Raw genomic sequence first — 13,150 nt, 5'->3', positions numbered from 1 at the left:
GCCCCTAAACTCCGGGGGTGAATTGGCCGCAGGCCAAGAGGGGGCAGAGCCCCCTCCCCCGCCTCTCTCAGCCGCCGAGCCGCGCGAGCAGCGCGGGCGACGGCTCTCCGGTCACCGCGAGCCCGGCCTGCGCCTGATAGGCTTCGATGGCCGCCGTGGTGCGCGAGCCCAGCACGCCATCCGGCGTGCCCGCCTCGAATCCGCCCGCGTTAAGCCGGGCCTGCAGCGCCTTGCGCTCCTCCAGCGTCAGGCCGAAGCGGTCGGGTGGGAAACTGCCGCGCAGCGGCCCCGCCCCCAGCAGCCGGTCCGACAGATGCCCGACGCCGATGCCGTATTTCTCGGCATTATTGTAACGCAGGATCACCCCAAAATTGCGATAGACCAGAAAGGCCGGGCCGGTCGGCCCCGCAGGCAGGATCAGCGACGACGCGCCCCCCGGCAGCGCCCCGCCCGAGGCGGCGCGGACGCCCAGCGCGGCCCAGTCGCCCCGCGTGCTGCCGCGTCCCGCCAGCCCGGTGTCGAAGCCCGCAGGCAGCACCACTTCCAGCCCCCAGGGCTCGCCGCGCCGCCAGCCGCTTTTCGCCAGATAATTGGCGGTGGAGGCCAGACCGTCGGTCGGATCTTCCGACCAGATGTCGCGCCGCCCGTCGCCCCGGAAATCCACGGCAAAATCCTGATAGGTGGTGGGGATGAACTGCGTGTGGCCCATGGCCCCGGCCCAGCTGCCCACCAGCCGCGCGGGCGTCACGTCGCCCCGTTCCAGAATGCGCAGCGCCGACAGCGCCTGCGCCTCGAAAAACGCGCCCCGCCGCCCGTCATAAGCCAGCGTGGAGGTGGCCGACAGCACCGGAATGTCGCCCCGGCGGCTGCCGTAATTGCTTTCCATGCCCCAGACCGCCGCCACGACCTGCGGCGGCACGCCATAGCGGCCTTCGATCTCCTGCAGCAGCGCCAGATACTGGCCCAGCTTCGCCCTTCCCTCGCGCACCTTGGTTTCAGAGGCGGTGATGGCGAGGTAATCTTCCAGCGTGCGGGTGAATTCGGTCTGGTTGCGGTCGCGGTCGACCACGCCGGGCAGGAACCCCGCCGCGCGGAAGCCCGCATCGAAGGTGCCGGGCGAAATGCCCGCCTGCTGCGCGCGCCCGCGGAACCCTGCAACCCACGCATCCCAGCCCGCATTGGGCTGCGGGCGCAGGCCCGGATCATCGACCGGCGCCATACCGCCGCCCATGGGCGCCATGCCGCCGCCACAGCCCGCCAGCAGCGCCAGCGCGCCACCGCTCCACATCAGGGATCGTCTTGAAAGGGTCATTTGCCTGCCTCTGCCTTTTGTCTGGCTTTGGCGCAGAGTGGCCCGCCGCACCGCGCCCGGCAAGGGGCCGCCGATCACACGGCGACTCCCCGCCGGTCAGGCTCAGGCGCCGGTCAGCCCGCGCAGCTTGTCCATCGCCCGGTCATACTCCTCCTGATAGGAGATGAAGCCCGCATAGCGGCCCCGCGCGTCGAACAGCAGCACCATGGCGGAATGGTCCATGGTGTAGCCACCGCCCTCCATCGGCACCTTGGCGGCGAAGATGCGGAACGCCTCGATGGCCTTTTTCACCTCTGCCGGATCGCCCGAAAGCCCGGTGACGCCCGGCACCCAGGACACATACTCGCCCAGCAGATCCGGCGTGTCGCGTTCGGGATCGACCGTGGCAAAGAACACCCGCAGATCGCGTCCTTCGGCCTGCAGCCCCTCCTGCCATGTGGCAATGTCGCCCAGCGTGGTCGGGCAGACCTCGGGGCAATGGGTGAAGCCGAAAAACACCGCAGAGGGCGCGCCGCGCAGCGTGTCCTCGGTGAAGGTGGTGCCATCGGTGGCGGTCAGCTGATAGCTGCCCTGCCCCAGCGTGTCGGTCAGATCCTGCGTCAGCCGCGGGGCGATGACGCGGACCCACAGGAGCGCCAGCAGCGCCAGCAGGACCAGCCCCCACAGCGCGACGCGAAGCAGGGTGATGCGGCGGTGGGGGTTACTTTCCATGGTCCATCGCCCCGTGATCCATGCCGTCATGGCCGGACTGCCCGGCGGACTGCCCCGCCACGGCGGTGGCGTTGGACGCCCCGATGACCAGCGGCATCTCGACCGTGCCGGCGCGTTCGAAGGTCAGCGTGACAGAGACGGTTTCGCCTTCGGTCAGGGCCTCGCGCAGGTCCATGAGCATCAGGTGATAGCCGCCGGGTTTCAGCGTCACCGTTTCCCCCGCCGGGATCGGCAGGCCCTCGGGCAGGCCGCGCATCCGCATCACCTGCCCCTCCATCGCCATCTCGTGCACCTCCACATGCCCGGCCACGTCCGAGTTCGCGGCGATCAGCCGGTCATCGGCGCTGCCGGTATTGGTGATGGTCACAAAGCCGCCCGCCACGGGGGCATTGGGCAGGGTGGCGCGGGAAAACCCGTCCGTCAGCACCAGATCGCCCAAGCTCTGGCTCGATCCGGTCGGGCTGGGCAAGGCATCGCCGCTGTGCTGGGCTACGGCGGCAAGGGGGGCGGCGCAAAGCGCCAGCACGCAAAGCGTGGTTTTCAGCATGGTCTTTCTCCGGAAAAGGCGCGGGGACGCAAAGCGGCCTGCGCAAAGGTCTGGTCAGGCGCCGCACCCGGCGCCACGGGATCAGACCAGAGCCGGAGGCGCGCGCGGCGCCACATGCGGATTGCCCCGGCGCGGCGACAGGCGCAGATCGGCCAGCGGCACCGCCCCGAAGGCGCAGCGCAGCCGCAGCGCAAGGACAGGCGGCGCCATGTCGGGCGGATCGGACAGCAGGCGGCAGAGCGGGCAGTCATGGTCATGACCGGGCAGCCCGTCGGCGCAGAGATCCTCCAGACTGCCCCCCATGGCGAGGTAAGCCCCCAGCCCGCCCTGAGCCGAAGCTGCTTCGGGCGCCATGCGCGCGGCAAAGCCGATGCTGGCCAGCGCCAGCAGCAGCGCGGCCGAGATCAGCACAAGACTTTGGCGGCTGCGTCGGATCATGCGCTCTTGTAGCGCCGGACCCGCGCAGCGCGGAAGCCCCTGAGCGCATCGGTCGCACCACGCGGAGCGGGGCTTGCAGGCGCGCCATCATTTCATTATTACATGAAACATGGAAAAGACAGATGCGCTCGACTCCCTCTCCGCCCTTGCCCATGACCTGCGGCTCGACACGTTCCGCCTGCTGGTCCGCGCGGGCCCCGAGGGCATGGCGGCGGGAGAGATCGCCGAGGCGCTGCAGATCCGCGCCAACACCCTGTCCAACAACCTGACCATTCTGGCCGCCGCCGGGCTGGTGCGCTCTGCCCGCGAGGGCCGGTCGATCCGCTATTTCGCCCGGATGGAGCAGATGCGCGATCTTCTTGGCTTCCTGATACAGGACTGTTGCGGCGGCAGGCCAGAACAGTGCCAACCCATGCTGGACCAGCTGTCCTGCCCCTGCTGACGTTTAGAGGACTTTATGACCCATTCTGCCACCGACCCTGCCCCGCAGCCGCTTGGGCTTTTCGAACGCCTTCTGAGCCTGTGGGTGGCGCTGGCGATGCTGGCCGGGCTTGCGCTTGGCACGCTGGCCCCCGGCCTTGTCACCGCCATCGCCAGTGCCGAGGTCGCCTCCATCAACCTTGTGGTCGCGGTGCTGATCTGGGCCATGGTGTTTCCCATGATGGTCAGCGTCGATCTGGGCGCCGTCGCCAATGTGGCGCGGCAGCCGCGCGGGCTGATGGTGACGCTGGCGGTGAACTGGCTGGTGAAGCCCTTCACCATGGCGCTGCTGGCGGTGCTGTTCTTTGACTACGTGTTCGCGCCGTGGATCGCGCCCGAGGATGCGGCACAATACACCGCCGGGCTGATCCTGCTGGGCGCCGCGCCCTGCACCGCCATGGTCTTCGTCTGGTCGCAGCTGACCCGGGGCGACGCGACCTATACGCTGGTGCAGGTGTCGGTCAACGATCTGGTGATGGTCGTGCTTTTCGCCCCCATCGTGGCGCTGCTGCTGGGGGTCACCGACATCGTGGTGCCGTGGGAAACGCTGGTGCTGGCGACGCTGCTTTATGTGGTGCTGCCGCTGGGGGCCGGGCTGCTGACCCGCCGCGCGCTGCGCAGCCCCGAGCGCATCGCCCGCTTTGCCGCGCAGGCCAAGCCGCTGTCGATCATCGGGCTGATCGCCACCGTCGCCATCCTGTTCGGCCTGCAGGGTCAGGTGATCCTTGACCGGCCCATGGTCATCGCGCTGATCGCGGTGCCGATCCTGATCCAGAGCTATGGCATCTTCGCGCTGGCCTATGGTGCCGCGCATCTGCTGCGCGTGCCGCATCGCATCGCCGCCCCCTGCGCGCTGATCGGCACCTCCAACTTCTTCGAACTTGCCGTAGCGGTGGCGATCAGCCTCTTTGGCCTCTCCTCCGGCGCGGCGCTGGCCACCGTGGTGGGCGTGCTGGTCGAGGTGCCGGTGATGCTGTCGCTGGTGGCCTTCGCCAACCGCACCCGCCGCCATTTCCCGGAAACCCCCGCATGATCGTCGTCTTTCACAACCCCGCCTGCGGCACGTCGCGCAACGTGCTGGACTTCATCCGCCGCTCCGGCACCGACCCCGTGGTGATCGACTACCTGACCGAAGGCTGGACCCGCCCGCAGCTTCTGGCACTGTTCGCCGCAGCGGGCCTCCGGCCGCGCGACGCACTGCGCAGCCGTGGCACCCCCGCCGCAGAGCTGGGCCTGCTGGAGGACGGGGTGAGCGATGACGCGCTGCTTGACGCCATGCTGACCCATCCCATCCTCGTGAACCGTCCGATCGTCGCCTGCCCGCGCGGCGTGCGCCTGTGCCGCCCGTCGGAAACCGTGCTCGATCTGCTCGACACCCTGCCCCCCGGCCCGCTTTACAAGGAAGACGGGGAACTGGTCCTGACCGAAGAAGGCCACCGCCCATGACCGACCTGCCCAATATCGACACCGCCTGTTTCCGCATCCCCGCCGCCGCCGATCTGGCTGCGCCCGACCGCAGCAGCGAACCGCCGCGCATCCTGCTGCTTTATGGCTCGCTGCGCGACCGCAGCTATTCGCGGCTTTGCGCCGAAGAGGCCGCGCGGCTGCTGCGCGCCATGGGGGCGGAGCCGCGGCTTTACGATCCCGCCGGTCTGCCGCTGGTCGACAGCGCAGAGCCTGAGCACCCCAAGGTCGCCGAACTGCGCGATCTGACCACATGGTGCGACGGCATGGTGTGGTGTTCCCCCGAACGCCACGGCGCCATGACCGGGCTGATGAAGACGCAGATCGACTGGATCCCGCTGTCCTTGGGCGGGGTGCGGCCCACGCAGGGCAAGACGCTGGCGGTGATGCAGGTCTGCGGCGGCTCGCAGTCGTTCAACACCGTGAACCAGCTGCGGATCCTCGGGCGCTGGATGCGGCTTCTGACCATCCCCAACCAGTCCTCCGTCGCCAAGGCATGGGACGAGTTCGATGCCGAGGGCCGGATGAAACCCTCCCCCTATTACGACCGCATCGTCGACGTGATGGAGGAACTGGTGCGCTTCACCCTGCTGACCCGCGACATCCGCGATCAACTGGTCGACCGCTATTCCGAACGGGTGGAAAGCCATGCCGCGCTGTCGGCCCGCGTGAACCAGACCAAGGCCACCTGAACCCCGCTCTGCACGCGCTTTCAGCCCCTGCGGCACCTGCCCTGACGTCAGGTTCCATGCGCGGATCCGGGGCAGCCAAATCCCGCCGGATCCGCTTGGGCTGGTGGCGGGCTTTGGCCGGTCGCGGCGTTTGCCCCCGGCTTTCGTGACGGTTCCGCAACAGCACAAAGACGTGACCCTGTTGTGTGGATCATTCCCGCTCCCGATATGGTTTCAACCGCAGTCACACGCCCCGAAACGGGCCTGAAGACAAATAAACTAAGGAGCAGAACCTATGAAATTCTCGCATATCGCCCTTCCCGCCCTGCTGATCGGCGGCTTTGCCGCGCCCGCTCTGGCTGGCAACCTCGAGGCCACTCCGGTCGAGCCCGTCATCGCAACCCCGGCTCCCGTTCCCGCCGCCCCGCTGGGCCGCGACTGGACCGGTCCCTCGGCTGGTATCCAGCTGGGCTATGGCGGGTTCAACACCGATGAATCCTCCGAGGAATACGAAGAGAAAGGCGTCTATGGCGCCCGCCTGAACTATGACCACGACTTCGGCTCGTGGGTCGGCGGTGCCGGCATGCAGTATGACCGCACCGACGCCGATCTGGGCAATGCCGGCGATCTGGACGGCATCTTCCGTCTTGGCGCCCGCGCCGGTTATGATGCTGGCAACACGCTGATCTACGGCACCGGCGGCTATGCCAAGGCCTTCACCGATGGCGGCACGCTGGATGCAGGCGATTCCGACGGCTACTATGTGGGTCTCGGGACCGAAACCTTCGTGTCCGACAACTGGACCTTGGGCACCGAGCTAACCTACAACGAGTTCAAGGACTTCGACGACAGCGATCTGGAGCTTGACGCGACGCAGCTGAACGTGTCGCTGAACTACCGCTTCTGATCGAGCGACGCCCGCAGCGCCCGGCCCCCAAGGGCCGGGCGTTTTTTCTTGCGCCACAGCCGCCGCGCTAGGTGATTTTTCACACCGCTGTTACACTCCTGTGCATGCGCGGTCTTTTTGTGATTCCCCTGCTGCTTGCGACACAGGCTCCCGCCGCCTCCCCCATCGCGGAGGTGGTCTGCGACGCCGCGCCCCGCATGAGCGACCGGCTCAGCCGACAGTTCGGCGCGCGGCTGACCTCGACCGGCCTGCAGGGCCCCGATCAGGTGATGGAACTGTGGACCGGCCCGCAGGGCGACTGGACCATGGTCATCGCCTATGCCTCCGGCACTTCCTGCATCGTGGCCATGGGCGAACACTGGTCGACCCTGTCTCCGGACAGCCCGGAGGATCCCCAAGATCCGGCGTGACGCCGGGACGGACCCACCGTATCATGGGGCGGGGCTTTTCCCTGCCTGCCCGCTCTGTCATAGTCGGGCGCAATCAGAATCCGGGAACGAGCAGCACATATGGCCGATGATCTTCTTGCCGCAACCGCAGGCCCAACCTATGACGCCTCCTCCATCGAGGTGCTCGAGGGGCTGGAACCGGTGCGCAAGCGGCCCGGCATGTATATCGGCGGCACCGACGAACGGGCGCTGCACCACATGGTGGCCGAAATCCTTGACAACTCCATGGACGAGGCGGTGGCGGGTCACGCCACCCGCATCGAGGTGGAGCTGCATGCCGATTACGCACTGACGGTGCGCGACAATGGCCGTGGCATCCCGATTGATCCGCATCCCAAATTCCCCGGCAAATCCGCGCTGGAGGTGATCCTGTGCACCCTGCACGCGGGCGGCAAGTTTTCGGGCGACGCTTATGAAACCTCGGGCGGCCTGCATGGCGTGGGCGCCTCCGTGGTCAACGCGCTGAGCGACAGTCTGGTGGTGCAGGTGGCGCGCAACAAGGAACTGTTCGAACAGCGCTTCTCGCGCGGGCATCCGCTGGGGCCGGTGGAACGGGTCGGCGCCGCCCCGAACCGGCGCGGCACCACGGTGACCTTCCACGCCGACGAGCAGATCTTTGGCGCGCACCGGTTCCGGCCCGCGCGGCTGTTCAAAATGGTCCGCTCCAAGGCCTATCTGTTTTCGGGCGTGGAAATCCGCTGGAAATCCGCCATCGACGACAAGGAAACCCCGGTCGAGGCCACGTTCCACTTCCCCGGCGGTCTGTCCGACTATCTGACCGAAACGCTGGGCGGCTCGCGCACCTATGCCGACCGTCCCTTTGCGGGCACGGTGGAATTCCGCGAAAAATTCAACGCGGCGGGCAAGGTGGAATGGGCGATCAACTGGACGCCCTCGCGCGACGGGTTCATCCAGTCCTACTGCAACACGGTCCCCACCCCCGAGGGCGGCACCCATGAAGCGGGCTTCTGGGCCGCGATCCTGAAGGGCATCCGCGCCTATGGCGAGCTGGTCAGCAACCGCAAGGCTGCGCAGATCACCCGCGAGGATCTGCTGACCGGCGGCTGCGCGCTGGTGTCGTGCTTCATCCGGGAGCCGGAATTTGTCGGCCAGACCAAGGACCGGCTGGCCACGACCGAAGCCGCCCGTCTGGTCGAAGGCGCCGTGCGCGACCATTTCGACAACTGGCTGGCCTCCGACACCAAATCGGCGGGCGCGATCCTCGATTTCCTCGTGCTGCGCGCCGAAGAGCGTCTGCGCCGCCGTCAGGAAAAGGAAACCGCGCGCAAATCCGCCACCAAGAAGCTGCGGCTTCCGGGCAAGCTGACCGACTGCACCGCGAAGAACCGCGAGGGCACCGAGCTTTTCATCGTCGAGGGCGATTCGGCGGGCGGGTCGGCCAAGGGCGCGCGCTTCCGCGAAACGCAGGCGCTGCTGCCGCTGAAGGGCAAGATCCTGAACGTGCTGGGCGCGGCCTCGTCCAAGCTGGGGTCCAACGCCGAAATCAGCGACCTCTGCGAGGCGCTTGGCGTGGGCATGGGTGCGAAGTTCAATCTGGATGATCTGCGCTATGAAAAGATCATCATCATGACCGACGCGGATGTGGACGGGGCGCATATCGCCTCGCTGCTGATGACGTTCTTCTTCACCCAGATGCGGCCGCTGATCGATCAGGGGCATCTGTATCTGGCCTGCCCGCCGCTCTACCGGCTGACGCAGGGCGCACGGCGGCTTTATGTGGCCGATGACGCGGAGAAAGAGCGGATGATGGCCAAGGGGCTGGGCGGCAAGGGCAAGATCGACGTGCAGCGCTTCAAGGGTCTGGGCGAGATGGACGCCAAGGATCTGAAGGAAACCACCATGGATCCCGCCACCCGCAAGCTGATCCGGGTGACCATCGACGAGGATCTGCCGGGCGAAACCAGCGATCTGGTGGAACGGCTGATGGGCAAGAAGCCGGAGCTGCGGTTCCAGTATATCTCTGAAAACGCACGGTTCGTCGAAGAACTGGACGTCTGAGGCCGCGTCCTCGCTGCAACACCGGAACTGACATGACGCGAAAGCGCGTCATTTTTTTGCCCGCAGTCGTTGCGCGGGCAAATGGAACCTGTCAGACTTTTGAGGCGTAAAGTTCAGAGTGTCCCTGCTTTAACCTACCCTCAGCCAGACGTCTGATAATGAAAATGACCAGATCTTACCTCCTCAAGCTTCAGCTCATGTGCTTCCTGCTGGTGCACATTCCCCTGCTCGCCACCGGGCTTTATGCCTATCGGGAAGGGCTTTCCGGCCATCTGGACATGGTCGTGGTCGTGTTCCTTGCCACGCTGGTGACGGCGCTGGCGATCTGGACCGCGCTTGGCCGTCTGCCCTGTCAGGACCGCGCCTACGGCGAAAACAGCGCGTAAGCCAGCAGGACCAGCACCCCCAGCTTGGCCAGCACCGCCAGCATGAGCCAGCCGCGAAGCTCGGGCGCCATGATCCGCGCCCAAAGGCTCTGCGGTTTCGGCTCTTCGAACAGCCGGGCCTCGATCGCGGCAAAGCTGCGGGCGGGGGGTGACACTTCGGGCGCGGGTTCCAGATAGGGGACAAGGCGGTGCTGCCAGCGGGCCAGTTCTTCCCGCAGTTCGGGATCCGCTTCTGCCGCGCGCAGGGCGCGGGCATGGTGCTCCGGAGTCAGAAGCCCAAGGGCCAGCTCCGCAGCCAGAAGCGACTTCTCTTCAGTCAGCACGGTCACGCCTTTCACCTGTGCGCCAGCCTGCCAGACCGCAAGGGCACACAGGGATGAATCTGCCTGATACAGCCCCAGCGTGCAACGATCCAGTGCCCGTTCACGGACGCGTGCGGGCCGGGGGGTTCCCAACTGTCCGTTGGCGCGGCAGACTGACCCAGCAACCGCAAAGGGATCTGGCCCATGCGCCTCGTGCTGCCCGCTTTCGTGGCCCTGCTGGGCGCCGCCGGTCCCGGCGCGGCGCAGGACACCGATCTGGAACTGGTGCTGCTGGCCGATGCTTCAGGATCGATCACCCAGCAGGAACTGCTGTTCCAGCGTGAAGGGTATGCGCAGGCCATCACCGACCCCGAGGTGCTGGCGGTGATCACGGGCACCGCCTATGGGCATATCGCCGTCACCTATGTGGAATGGGCCGCCAATCAGGCGCAGGTGGTGGACTGGACCCTGATCGACGGGCCGGAGGCGGCGCAGGGCTTTGCCGACACGCTGCTGGCCCAGCCCCGGCAGGCCTATGGCCGCAACGCCATCGGGGCCGCGCTGCTGGAAGGGCTGCGGCTGATGGATCAGAATGACATCGAAGGCTGGCGCCGCGTCATCGACTTTTCCGGCGACAGCGCGGGCAACTGGTCCGGTCCGGGGATCGAGGAATCGCGCGATCAGGTGGTGGCCCAGGGTGTGACCATCAATGCCCTGCCGATCCTGCGCCCCGACGATCCGGGCCGCGCGCAGGGCGGGCTGGAAGCGGTCTATGAGCGGCGCATCATCGGCGGCGTCGGCGCTTTTGTCGTCACCGCCGAAAGCCGTGACAGCTTTGCCGAAGCGGTGAAGCGCAAGCTGATCCTCGAAATCTCCGGCACGCTGCCGCGGCATGTCGCCCAAGCGCGTCAAGCGCCTTGATCTTCTGCTGAATCCGGGCTCCAGTCTGGCCATGCGGTTTTTGTGTCTTGCCCTGTTCCTGTGTCTGGCCGCCGCCTGCGGGCGCCCGCTGACGCCCAACGAACGCGCTTTCGTGCAGGACGTGCAGGGGGATCAGGTCGATCCCCGCCGCGTGCGCTTTCACGAAGGGCTCTGGGCCGCCGCCGTCACCTACCAGCGCCCGATCCGCCCGCGGCTGACCTGCATGGAACGGATCTTTCCGCCCTCGCGCGGGGAAACCGTGACGGTGCAGCCCGGCGCCATGGCGCTGTTCAACCATGTCTATTATCGCGAGGATCTGTATCTGGACGATTACATGGCGGAGTATCCGGAGCGCATCAACCTTTATGCCGCCATGCTGATGGCCCATGAGATGACCCATGTCTGGCAATGGCAGAACCGCGCCCGCACCGGCTACACCCCGCTGAAGGCGGCATCGGAACACGGGCGCACCGCCGATCCCTATCTTTTCGATCCCCAAGGGCAGAGCCGGTTTCTGGATTACGGCTATGAACAGCAGGGCGCGCTGGTCGAGGAATATGTCTGCTGCCGCCTGCTGGATCCGGAGGCGCCGCGCACCCGCCGGATGCGCGCCATGATTTCAGAGGCGATGCCGCTGGCCGGGCTGGAGACGGCGATCAGCCGTCCCGCGCTGATCCTGCCATGGGACGGCGCCGAAACGGCAAAGATCTGTCACTGAGGCAGACAGCAGAACGGGGCCCCGAAGGACCCCGTCTGTCTGATGTGCCTGAGGGAAACAGGCCGGTCAGAGGGTGCGCTGCCAGTCGTCGACCTGACGCTCCGCCTCTTCCTTGGCAATGCCGTATTTCTTCTGGATGACGCCGGCCAGCTGCTCGCGGTTGCCCTTGGCCTGCTGCACTTCGTCATCGGTCAGATCGCCCCACTGTTCGCGGGCCTTGCCGGTGAATTGCTTCCAGTTGCCTTCGATTTGATCCCAGTTCATTTCAAAACCCTCCTAGGTCTGTCTTCGCAGGATCAACCCGCAAAACCGCCTCCGGGTTCCCGGGCCTGTGTCAGATCACGGCGAGATGCCCCTGCCCCGGACGGTGCAGCATCGGCCATGCGGCGGGCCGACCGTCGCGGCAGAAGCCGACCTCGGTCTGGCCGGTGGCGCGGCGGTGGCTGACAAGGCTGATGCGCTGGCCGTCGAAATTGCAGAAGCTCAGGCTTGCGCCGTGATCGAGCCCCTCCAGCCAGTCCCGCAGCACCTGCAGCGCCACCGCCTCGCCGATGCGCAGATCCTGATGGTTCTCCGCCTGAAAATGGCTGCCCGCCAGCGACCGCTGCAGCAGCACGTCCGCCGCAAGCCGGTCCGCCTCGGCGGTGATGTCGAGCCCGCCTGCCGCCTCCCCCACCATGCGCAGCAGCGCCTGCCGCCGCGTGTCGAACAGCGCCTTCAGCAGCGTGCAGAGCGCGCCGGTGACCACCCCCTGCACCGCGCCTTCGGCCCGGTGCGGCATCCCGCCCTCGCCGCAGAGCGGCGGCAGCAGCAGCATGTCATGGAAGCGGCCCGTGCGCCCGTGGCGCGCATTCAGCCGGGTGATCCAGTGCAGCAGGCCGGGCGCACCGGTCTGCAGTTCCTCGGCCACTTCGCGCAGCAGCGGATCGCCGCCGCGCGGCTCGTCCTGCGCCAAAAGGGCGGTCAGCCGCGCCGCCACCACGCCGGGGCGGCTCAGCCGGTCCAGACGGGCCTGCCGCCGCAGCGCCAGCGCCGCCGCCCGTTCCGCCGCCTCGGCCATCAGGGCCAGCAGGCGCTGCGCGCTGATCGGATCGGTCCCGCCCTGCGGGTCAAGCCCTTCGTCAAAGGCGGTGCCGCGCACCAGAAGCATCAGGGCCGCGTTGAAATGCACCCGCGCCACCGGCGCCTGCCGCAGCCGGTCGGTCAGCAGGCGCGGCGTCAGATCGGGCCCCACGCCACAGGTGGCGTGGCCGGGCAGCGTCAGCCGGGCGCCGGTGCTGCGTTCCAGCCACTCCACCCAAGCCGACATCGGCGCCTCGGCGGCGGGACGCGCGCCGGGATCGGCCACCGGATCGGCGCTGCTGTCATCCTCGTGAAAGGCCGAGACCCGGATCCCCGACAGCGGTCGCGCCACCACGCCCCGGAACAGGCTGCGCAGGGTCAGCTGGCCATCGCCATTAAGCCGCAGATCGCGGCGCGCCCCCGCCTCGGCATCGGTGTCCTGCGCCACGCGGCCAGAGGCGTCGAACCACGACAGGCTGCGCAGTTCGCACAGCAGTTCATGCAGCGTGAACCGCGTGCGCCCGTCGATCCACACGCCGGTATGCGGATCCTGCAGCGCCGTGAACGGCACATCCCGCACCAGCGCCAGCGCATAAAGCTCGGCCATGTCCGCCGCCAGTTCCGCCGCCGACAGCTGCGGGGCCGCCGGGGGGTGCAGGCTGGCTGACAGCCCCTCTCCGGCGCTGCGCCCGCCGTCGATGACGCGAAAGTTCCGTCTGTCGCTTGCGGTTCGTGCTGACATGGTGCCGTTCCCCCGTCGCTT

The 13,150-nt window shown here is 67.5% G+C and carries 17 protein-coding genes; 10 read left to right on the top strand and 7 right to left on the bottom strand.

Annotation, left to right across the window (positions count from 1 at the left end):
• Positions 1-67: 67 nt before the first annotated feature.
• The 4 genes from BLR51_RS20870 to BLR51_RS20855 form a co-directional block, all read right to left on the bottom strand.
• Positions 68-1,312 (bottom strand): lytic murein transglycosylase, encoded by a 1,245-nt coding sequence (locus BLR51_RS20870; RefSeq protein WP_089850613.1) that lies wholly within the window; start codon positions 1,310-1,312, stop codon positions 68-70.
• A 102-nt stretch (positions 1,313-1,414) separates the two neighbouring features.
• A complete protein-coding gene (locus BLR51_RS20865; protein WP_089850611.1) occupies positions 1,415-2,023 on the bottom strand; it encodes an SCO family protein in 609 nt (202 codons plus the stop codon).
• The gene (locus BLR51_RS20860) at positions 2,013-2,570 is read right to left on the bottom strand and encodes a copper chaperone PCu(A)C (RefSeq protein WP_089850609.1); all 558 of its coding nucleotides are present in this window, start codon (positions 2,568-2,570) and stop codon (positions 2,013-2,015) included. Before BLR51_RS20860 ends, BLR51_RS20865 begins: the two co-directional genes overlap by 11 nt.
• 81 nt (positions 2,571-2,651) lie before the next feature.
• Positions 2,652-3,008, bottom strand: coding sequence for a hypothetical protein (locus BLR51_RS20855; protein ID WP_089850607.1), 357 nt, complete (start codon positions 3,006-3,008; stop codon positions 2,652-2,654).
• A gap of 109 nt (positions 3,009-3,117) precedes the next feature.
• On the opposite strand from BLR51_RS20855, the gene BLR51_RS20850 reads away from it, so the two are divergent.
• The 8 genes from BLR51_RS20850 (at position 3,118) to BLR51_RS20815 (ending at position 9,384) form a co-directional block, all read left to right on the top strand.
• Positions 3,118-3,450 (top strand): ArsR/SmtB family transcription factor, encoded by a 333-nt coding sequence (locus tag BLR51_RS20850; protein ID WP_089850605.1) that lies wholly within the window; start codon positions 3,118-3,120, stop codon positions 3,448-3,450.
• A gap of 15 nt (positions 3,451-3,465) precedes the next feature.
• Positions 3,466-4,521 carry an ACR3 family arsenite efflux transporter gene (arsB, locus tag BLR51_RS20845; RefSeq protein ID WP_089850603.1) on the top strand — a complete coding sequence of 352 codons (1,056 nt, stop codon included), beginning with the start codon at positions 3,466-3,468 and terminating at the stop codon, positions 4,519-4,521.
• On the top strand, positions 4,518-4,934 hold the full coding sequence (arsC, locus tag BLR51_RS20840; RefSeq protein ID WP_089850601.1) for an arsenate reductase (glutaredoxin): 417 nt from the start codon (positions 4,518-4,520) through the stop codon (positions 4,932-4,934). Before arsB ends, arsC begins: the two co-directional genes overlap by 4 nt.
• Positions 4,931-5,644, top strand: a complete 714-nt coding sequence (arsH, locus tag BLR51_RS20835) for an arsenical resistance protein ArsH (RefSeq protein ID WP_089850600.1) — start codon at positions 4,931-4,933, stop codon at positions 5,642-5,644. Before arsC ends, arsH begins: the two co-directional genes overlap by 4 nt.
• A 274-nt stretch (positions 5,645-5,918) precedes the next feature.
• Complete coding sequence (locus BLR51_RS20830; protein ID WP_165616889.1) at positions 5,919-6,530, top strand: outer membrane protein; 612 nt, start codon at positions 5,919-5,921, stop codon at positions 6,528-6,530.
• Between the two features lie 119 nt (positions 6,531-6,649).
• Positions 6,650-6,940: a hypothetical protein gene (locus BLR51_RS20825; RefSeq protein ID WP_242656795.1), complete on the top strand. Its 291-nt coding sequence runs from the start codon at positions 6,650-6,652 to the stop codon at positions 6,938-6,940.
• Positions 6,941-7,039: 99 nt separating this feature from the next.
• Positions 7,040-8,998: a DNA topoisomerase IV subunit B gene (gene parE, locus BLR51_RS20820; protein WP_089850596.1), complete on the top strand. Its 1,959-nt coding sequence runs from the start codon at positions 7,040-7,042 to the stop codon at positions 8,996-8,998.
• Positions 8,999-9,162: 164 nt separating this feature from the next.
• Entirely contained in the window at positions 9,163-9,384 is a 222-nt protein-coding gene (locus tag BLR51_RS20815) for a hypothetical protein (protein WP_131821857.1), read from the top strand.
• On the opposite strand, the gene BLR51_RS20810 is transcribed toward BLR51_RS20815, so the two are convergent.
• Positions 9,363-9,713, bottom strand: coding sequence for a hypothetical protein (locus BLR51_RS20810; RefSeq protein ID WP_131821856.1), 351 nt, complete (start codon positions 9,711-9,713; stop codon positions 9,363-9,365). The genes BLR51_RS20815 and BLR51_RS20810 overlap by 22 nt on opposite strands.
• 177 nt (positions 9,714-9,890) lie before the next feature.
• On the opposite strand from BLR51_RS20810, the gene BLR51_RS20805 reads away from it, so the two are divergent.
• Together BLR51_RS20805 and BLR51_RS20800 are read left to right on the top strand one after the other, a co-directional pair.
• Positions 9,891-10,607 (top strand): DUF1194 domain-containing protein, encoded by a 717-nt coding sequence (locus tag BLR51_RS20805; protein ID WP_089850591.1) that lies wholly within the window; start codon positions 9,891-9,893, stop codon positions 10,605-10,607.
• A gap of 31 nt (positions 10,608-10,638) precedes the next feature.
• Positions 10,639-11,325, top strand: coding sequence for a hypothetical protein (locus BLR51_RS20800; protein ID WP_089850728.1), 687 nt, complete (start codon positions 10,639-10,641; stop codon positions 11,323-11,325).
• 66 nt (positions 11,326-11,391) lie between these two features.
• Here BLR51_RS20800 and BLR51_RS20795 read toward each other — a convergent pair whose 3' ends face one another.
• Entirely contained in the window at positions 11,392-11,589 is a 198-nt protein-coding gene (locus BLR51_RS20795; RefSeq protein WP_089850589.1) for a CsbD family protein, read from the bottom strand.
• A gap of 70 nt (positions 11,590-11,659) precedes the next feature.
• Positions 11,660-13,129 (bottom strand): phosphatase PAP2 family protein, encoded by a 1,470-nt coding sequence (locus tag BLR51_RS20790; protein WP_131821855.1) that lies wholly within the window; start codon positions 13,127-13,129, stop codon positions 11,660-11,662.
• Between the last annotated feature and the right edge of the window lie 21 nt (positions 13,130-13,150).

It is taken from the genome of Salipiger marinus, assembly GCF_900100085.1.
In the GTDB taxonomy this organism is placed as follows: Bacteria; Pseudomonadota; Alphaproteobacteria; order Rhodobacterales; family Rhodobacteraceae; genus Salipiger; species Salipiger marinus.
The sequence above is the reverse complement of the archived record's forward strand: the minus strand, read 5'-3'. Positions and strand labels throughout refer to the sequence as shown.

What these genes read in the sequence shown, in the direction of transcription:
- BLR51_RS20870 (WP_089850613.1), bottom strand. Translation starts at nt 1,312, where the DNA reads ATGACCCTTTCAAGACGATCCCTGATGTGGAGCGGTGGCGCGCTGGCG.
- BLR51_RS20865 (WP_089850611.1), bottom strand. Translation starts at nt 2,023, where the DNA reads ATGGAAAGTAACCCCCACCGCCGCATCACCCTGCTTCGCGTCGCGCTG.
- BLR51_RS20860 (WP_089850609.1), bottom strand. Translation starts at nt 2,570, where the DNA reads ATGCTGAAAACCACGCTTTGCGTGCTGGCGCTTTGCGCCGCCCCCCTT.
- BLR51_RS20855 (WP_089850607.1), bottom strand. Translation starts at nt 3,008, where the DNA reads ATGATCCGACGCAGCCGCCAAAGTCTTGTGCTGATCTCGGCCGCGCTG.
- BLR51_RS20850 (WP_089850605.1), top strand. Translation starts at nt 3,118, where the DNA reads ATGGAAAAGACAGATGCGCTCGACTCCCTCTCCGCCCTTGCCCATGAC.
- arsB (WP_089850603.1), top strand. Translation starts at nt 3,466, where the DNA reads ATGACCCATTCTGCCACCGACCCTGCCCCGCAGCCGCTTGGGCTTTTC.
- arsC (WP_089850601.1), top strand. Translation starts at nt 4,518, where the DNA reads ATGATCGTCGTCTTTCACAACCCCGCCTGCGGCACGTCGCGCAACGTG.
- arsH (WP_089850600.1), top strand. Translation starts at nt 4,931, where the DNA reads ATGACCGACCTGCCCAATATCGACACCGCCTGTTTCCGCATCCCCGCC.
- BLR51_RS20830 (WP_165616889.1), top strand. Translation starts at nt 5,919, where the DNA reads ATGAAATTCTCGCATATCGCCCTTCCCGCCCTGCTGATCGGCGGCTTT.
- parE (WP_089850596.1), top strand. Translation starts at nt 7,040, where the DNA reads ATGGCCGATGATCTTCTTGCCGCAACCGCAGGCCCAACCTATGACGCC.
- BLR51_RS20815 (WP_131821857.1), top strand. Translation starts at nt 9,163, where the DNA reads ATGACCAGATCTTACCTCCTCAAGCTTCAGCTCATGTGCTTCCTGCTG.
- BLR51_RS20805 (WP_089850591.1), top strand. Translation starts at nt 9,891, where the DNA reads ATGCGCCTCGTGCTGCCCGCTTTCGTGGCCCTGCTGGGCGCCGCCGGT.
- BLR51_RS20800 (WP_089850728.1), top strand. Translation starts at nt 10,639, where the DNA reads ATGCGGTTTTTGTGTCTTGCCCTGTTCCTGTGTCTGGCCGCCGCCTGC.
- BLR51_RS20795 (WP_089850589.1), bottom strand. Translation starts at nt 11,589, where the DNA reads ATGAACTGGGATCAAATCGAAGGCAACTGGAAGCAATTCACCGGCAAG.
- BLR51_RS20790 (WP_131821855.1), bottom strand. Translation starts at nt 13,129, where the DNA reads ATGTCAGCACGAACCGCAAGCGACAGACGGAACTTTCGCGTCATCGAC.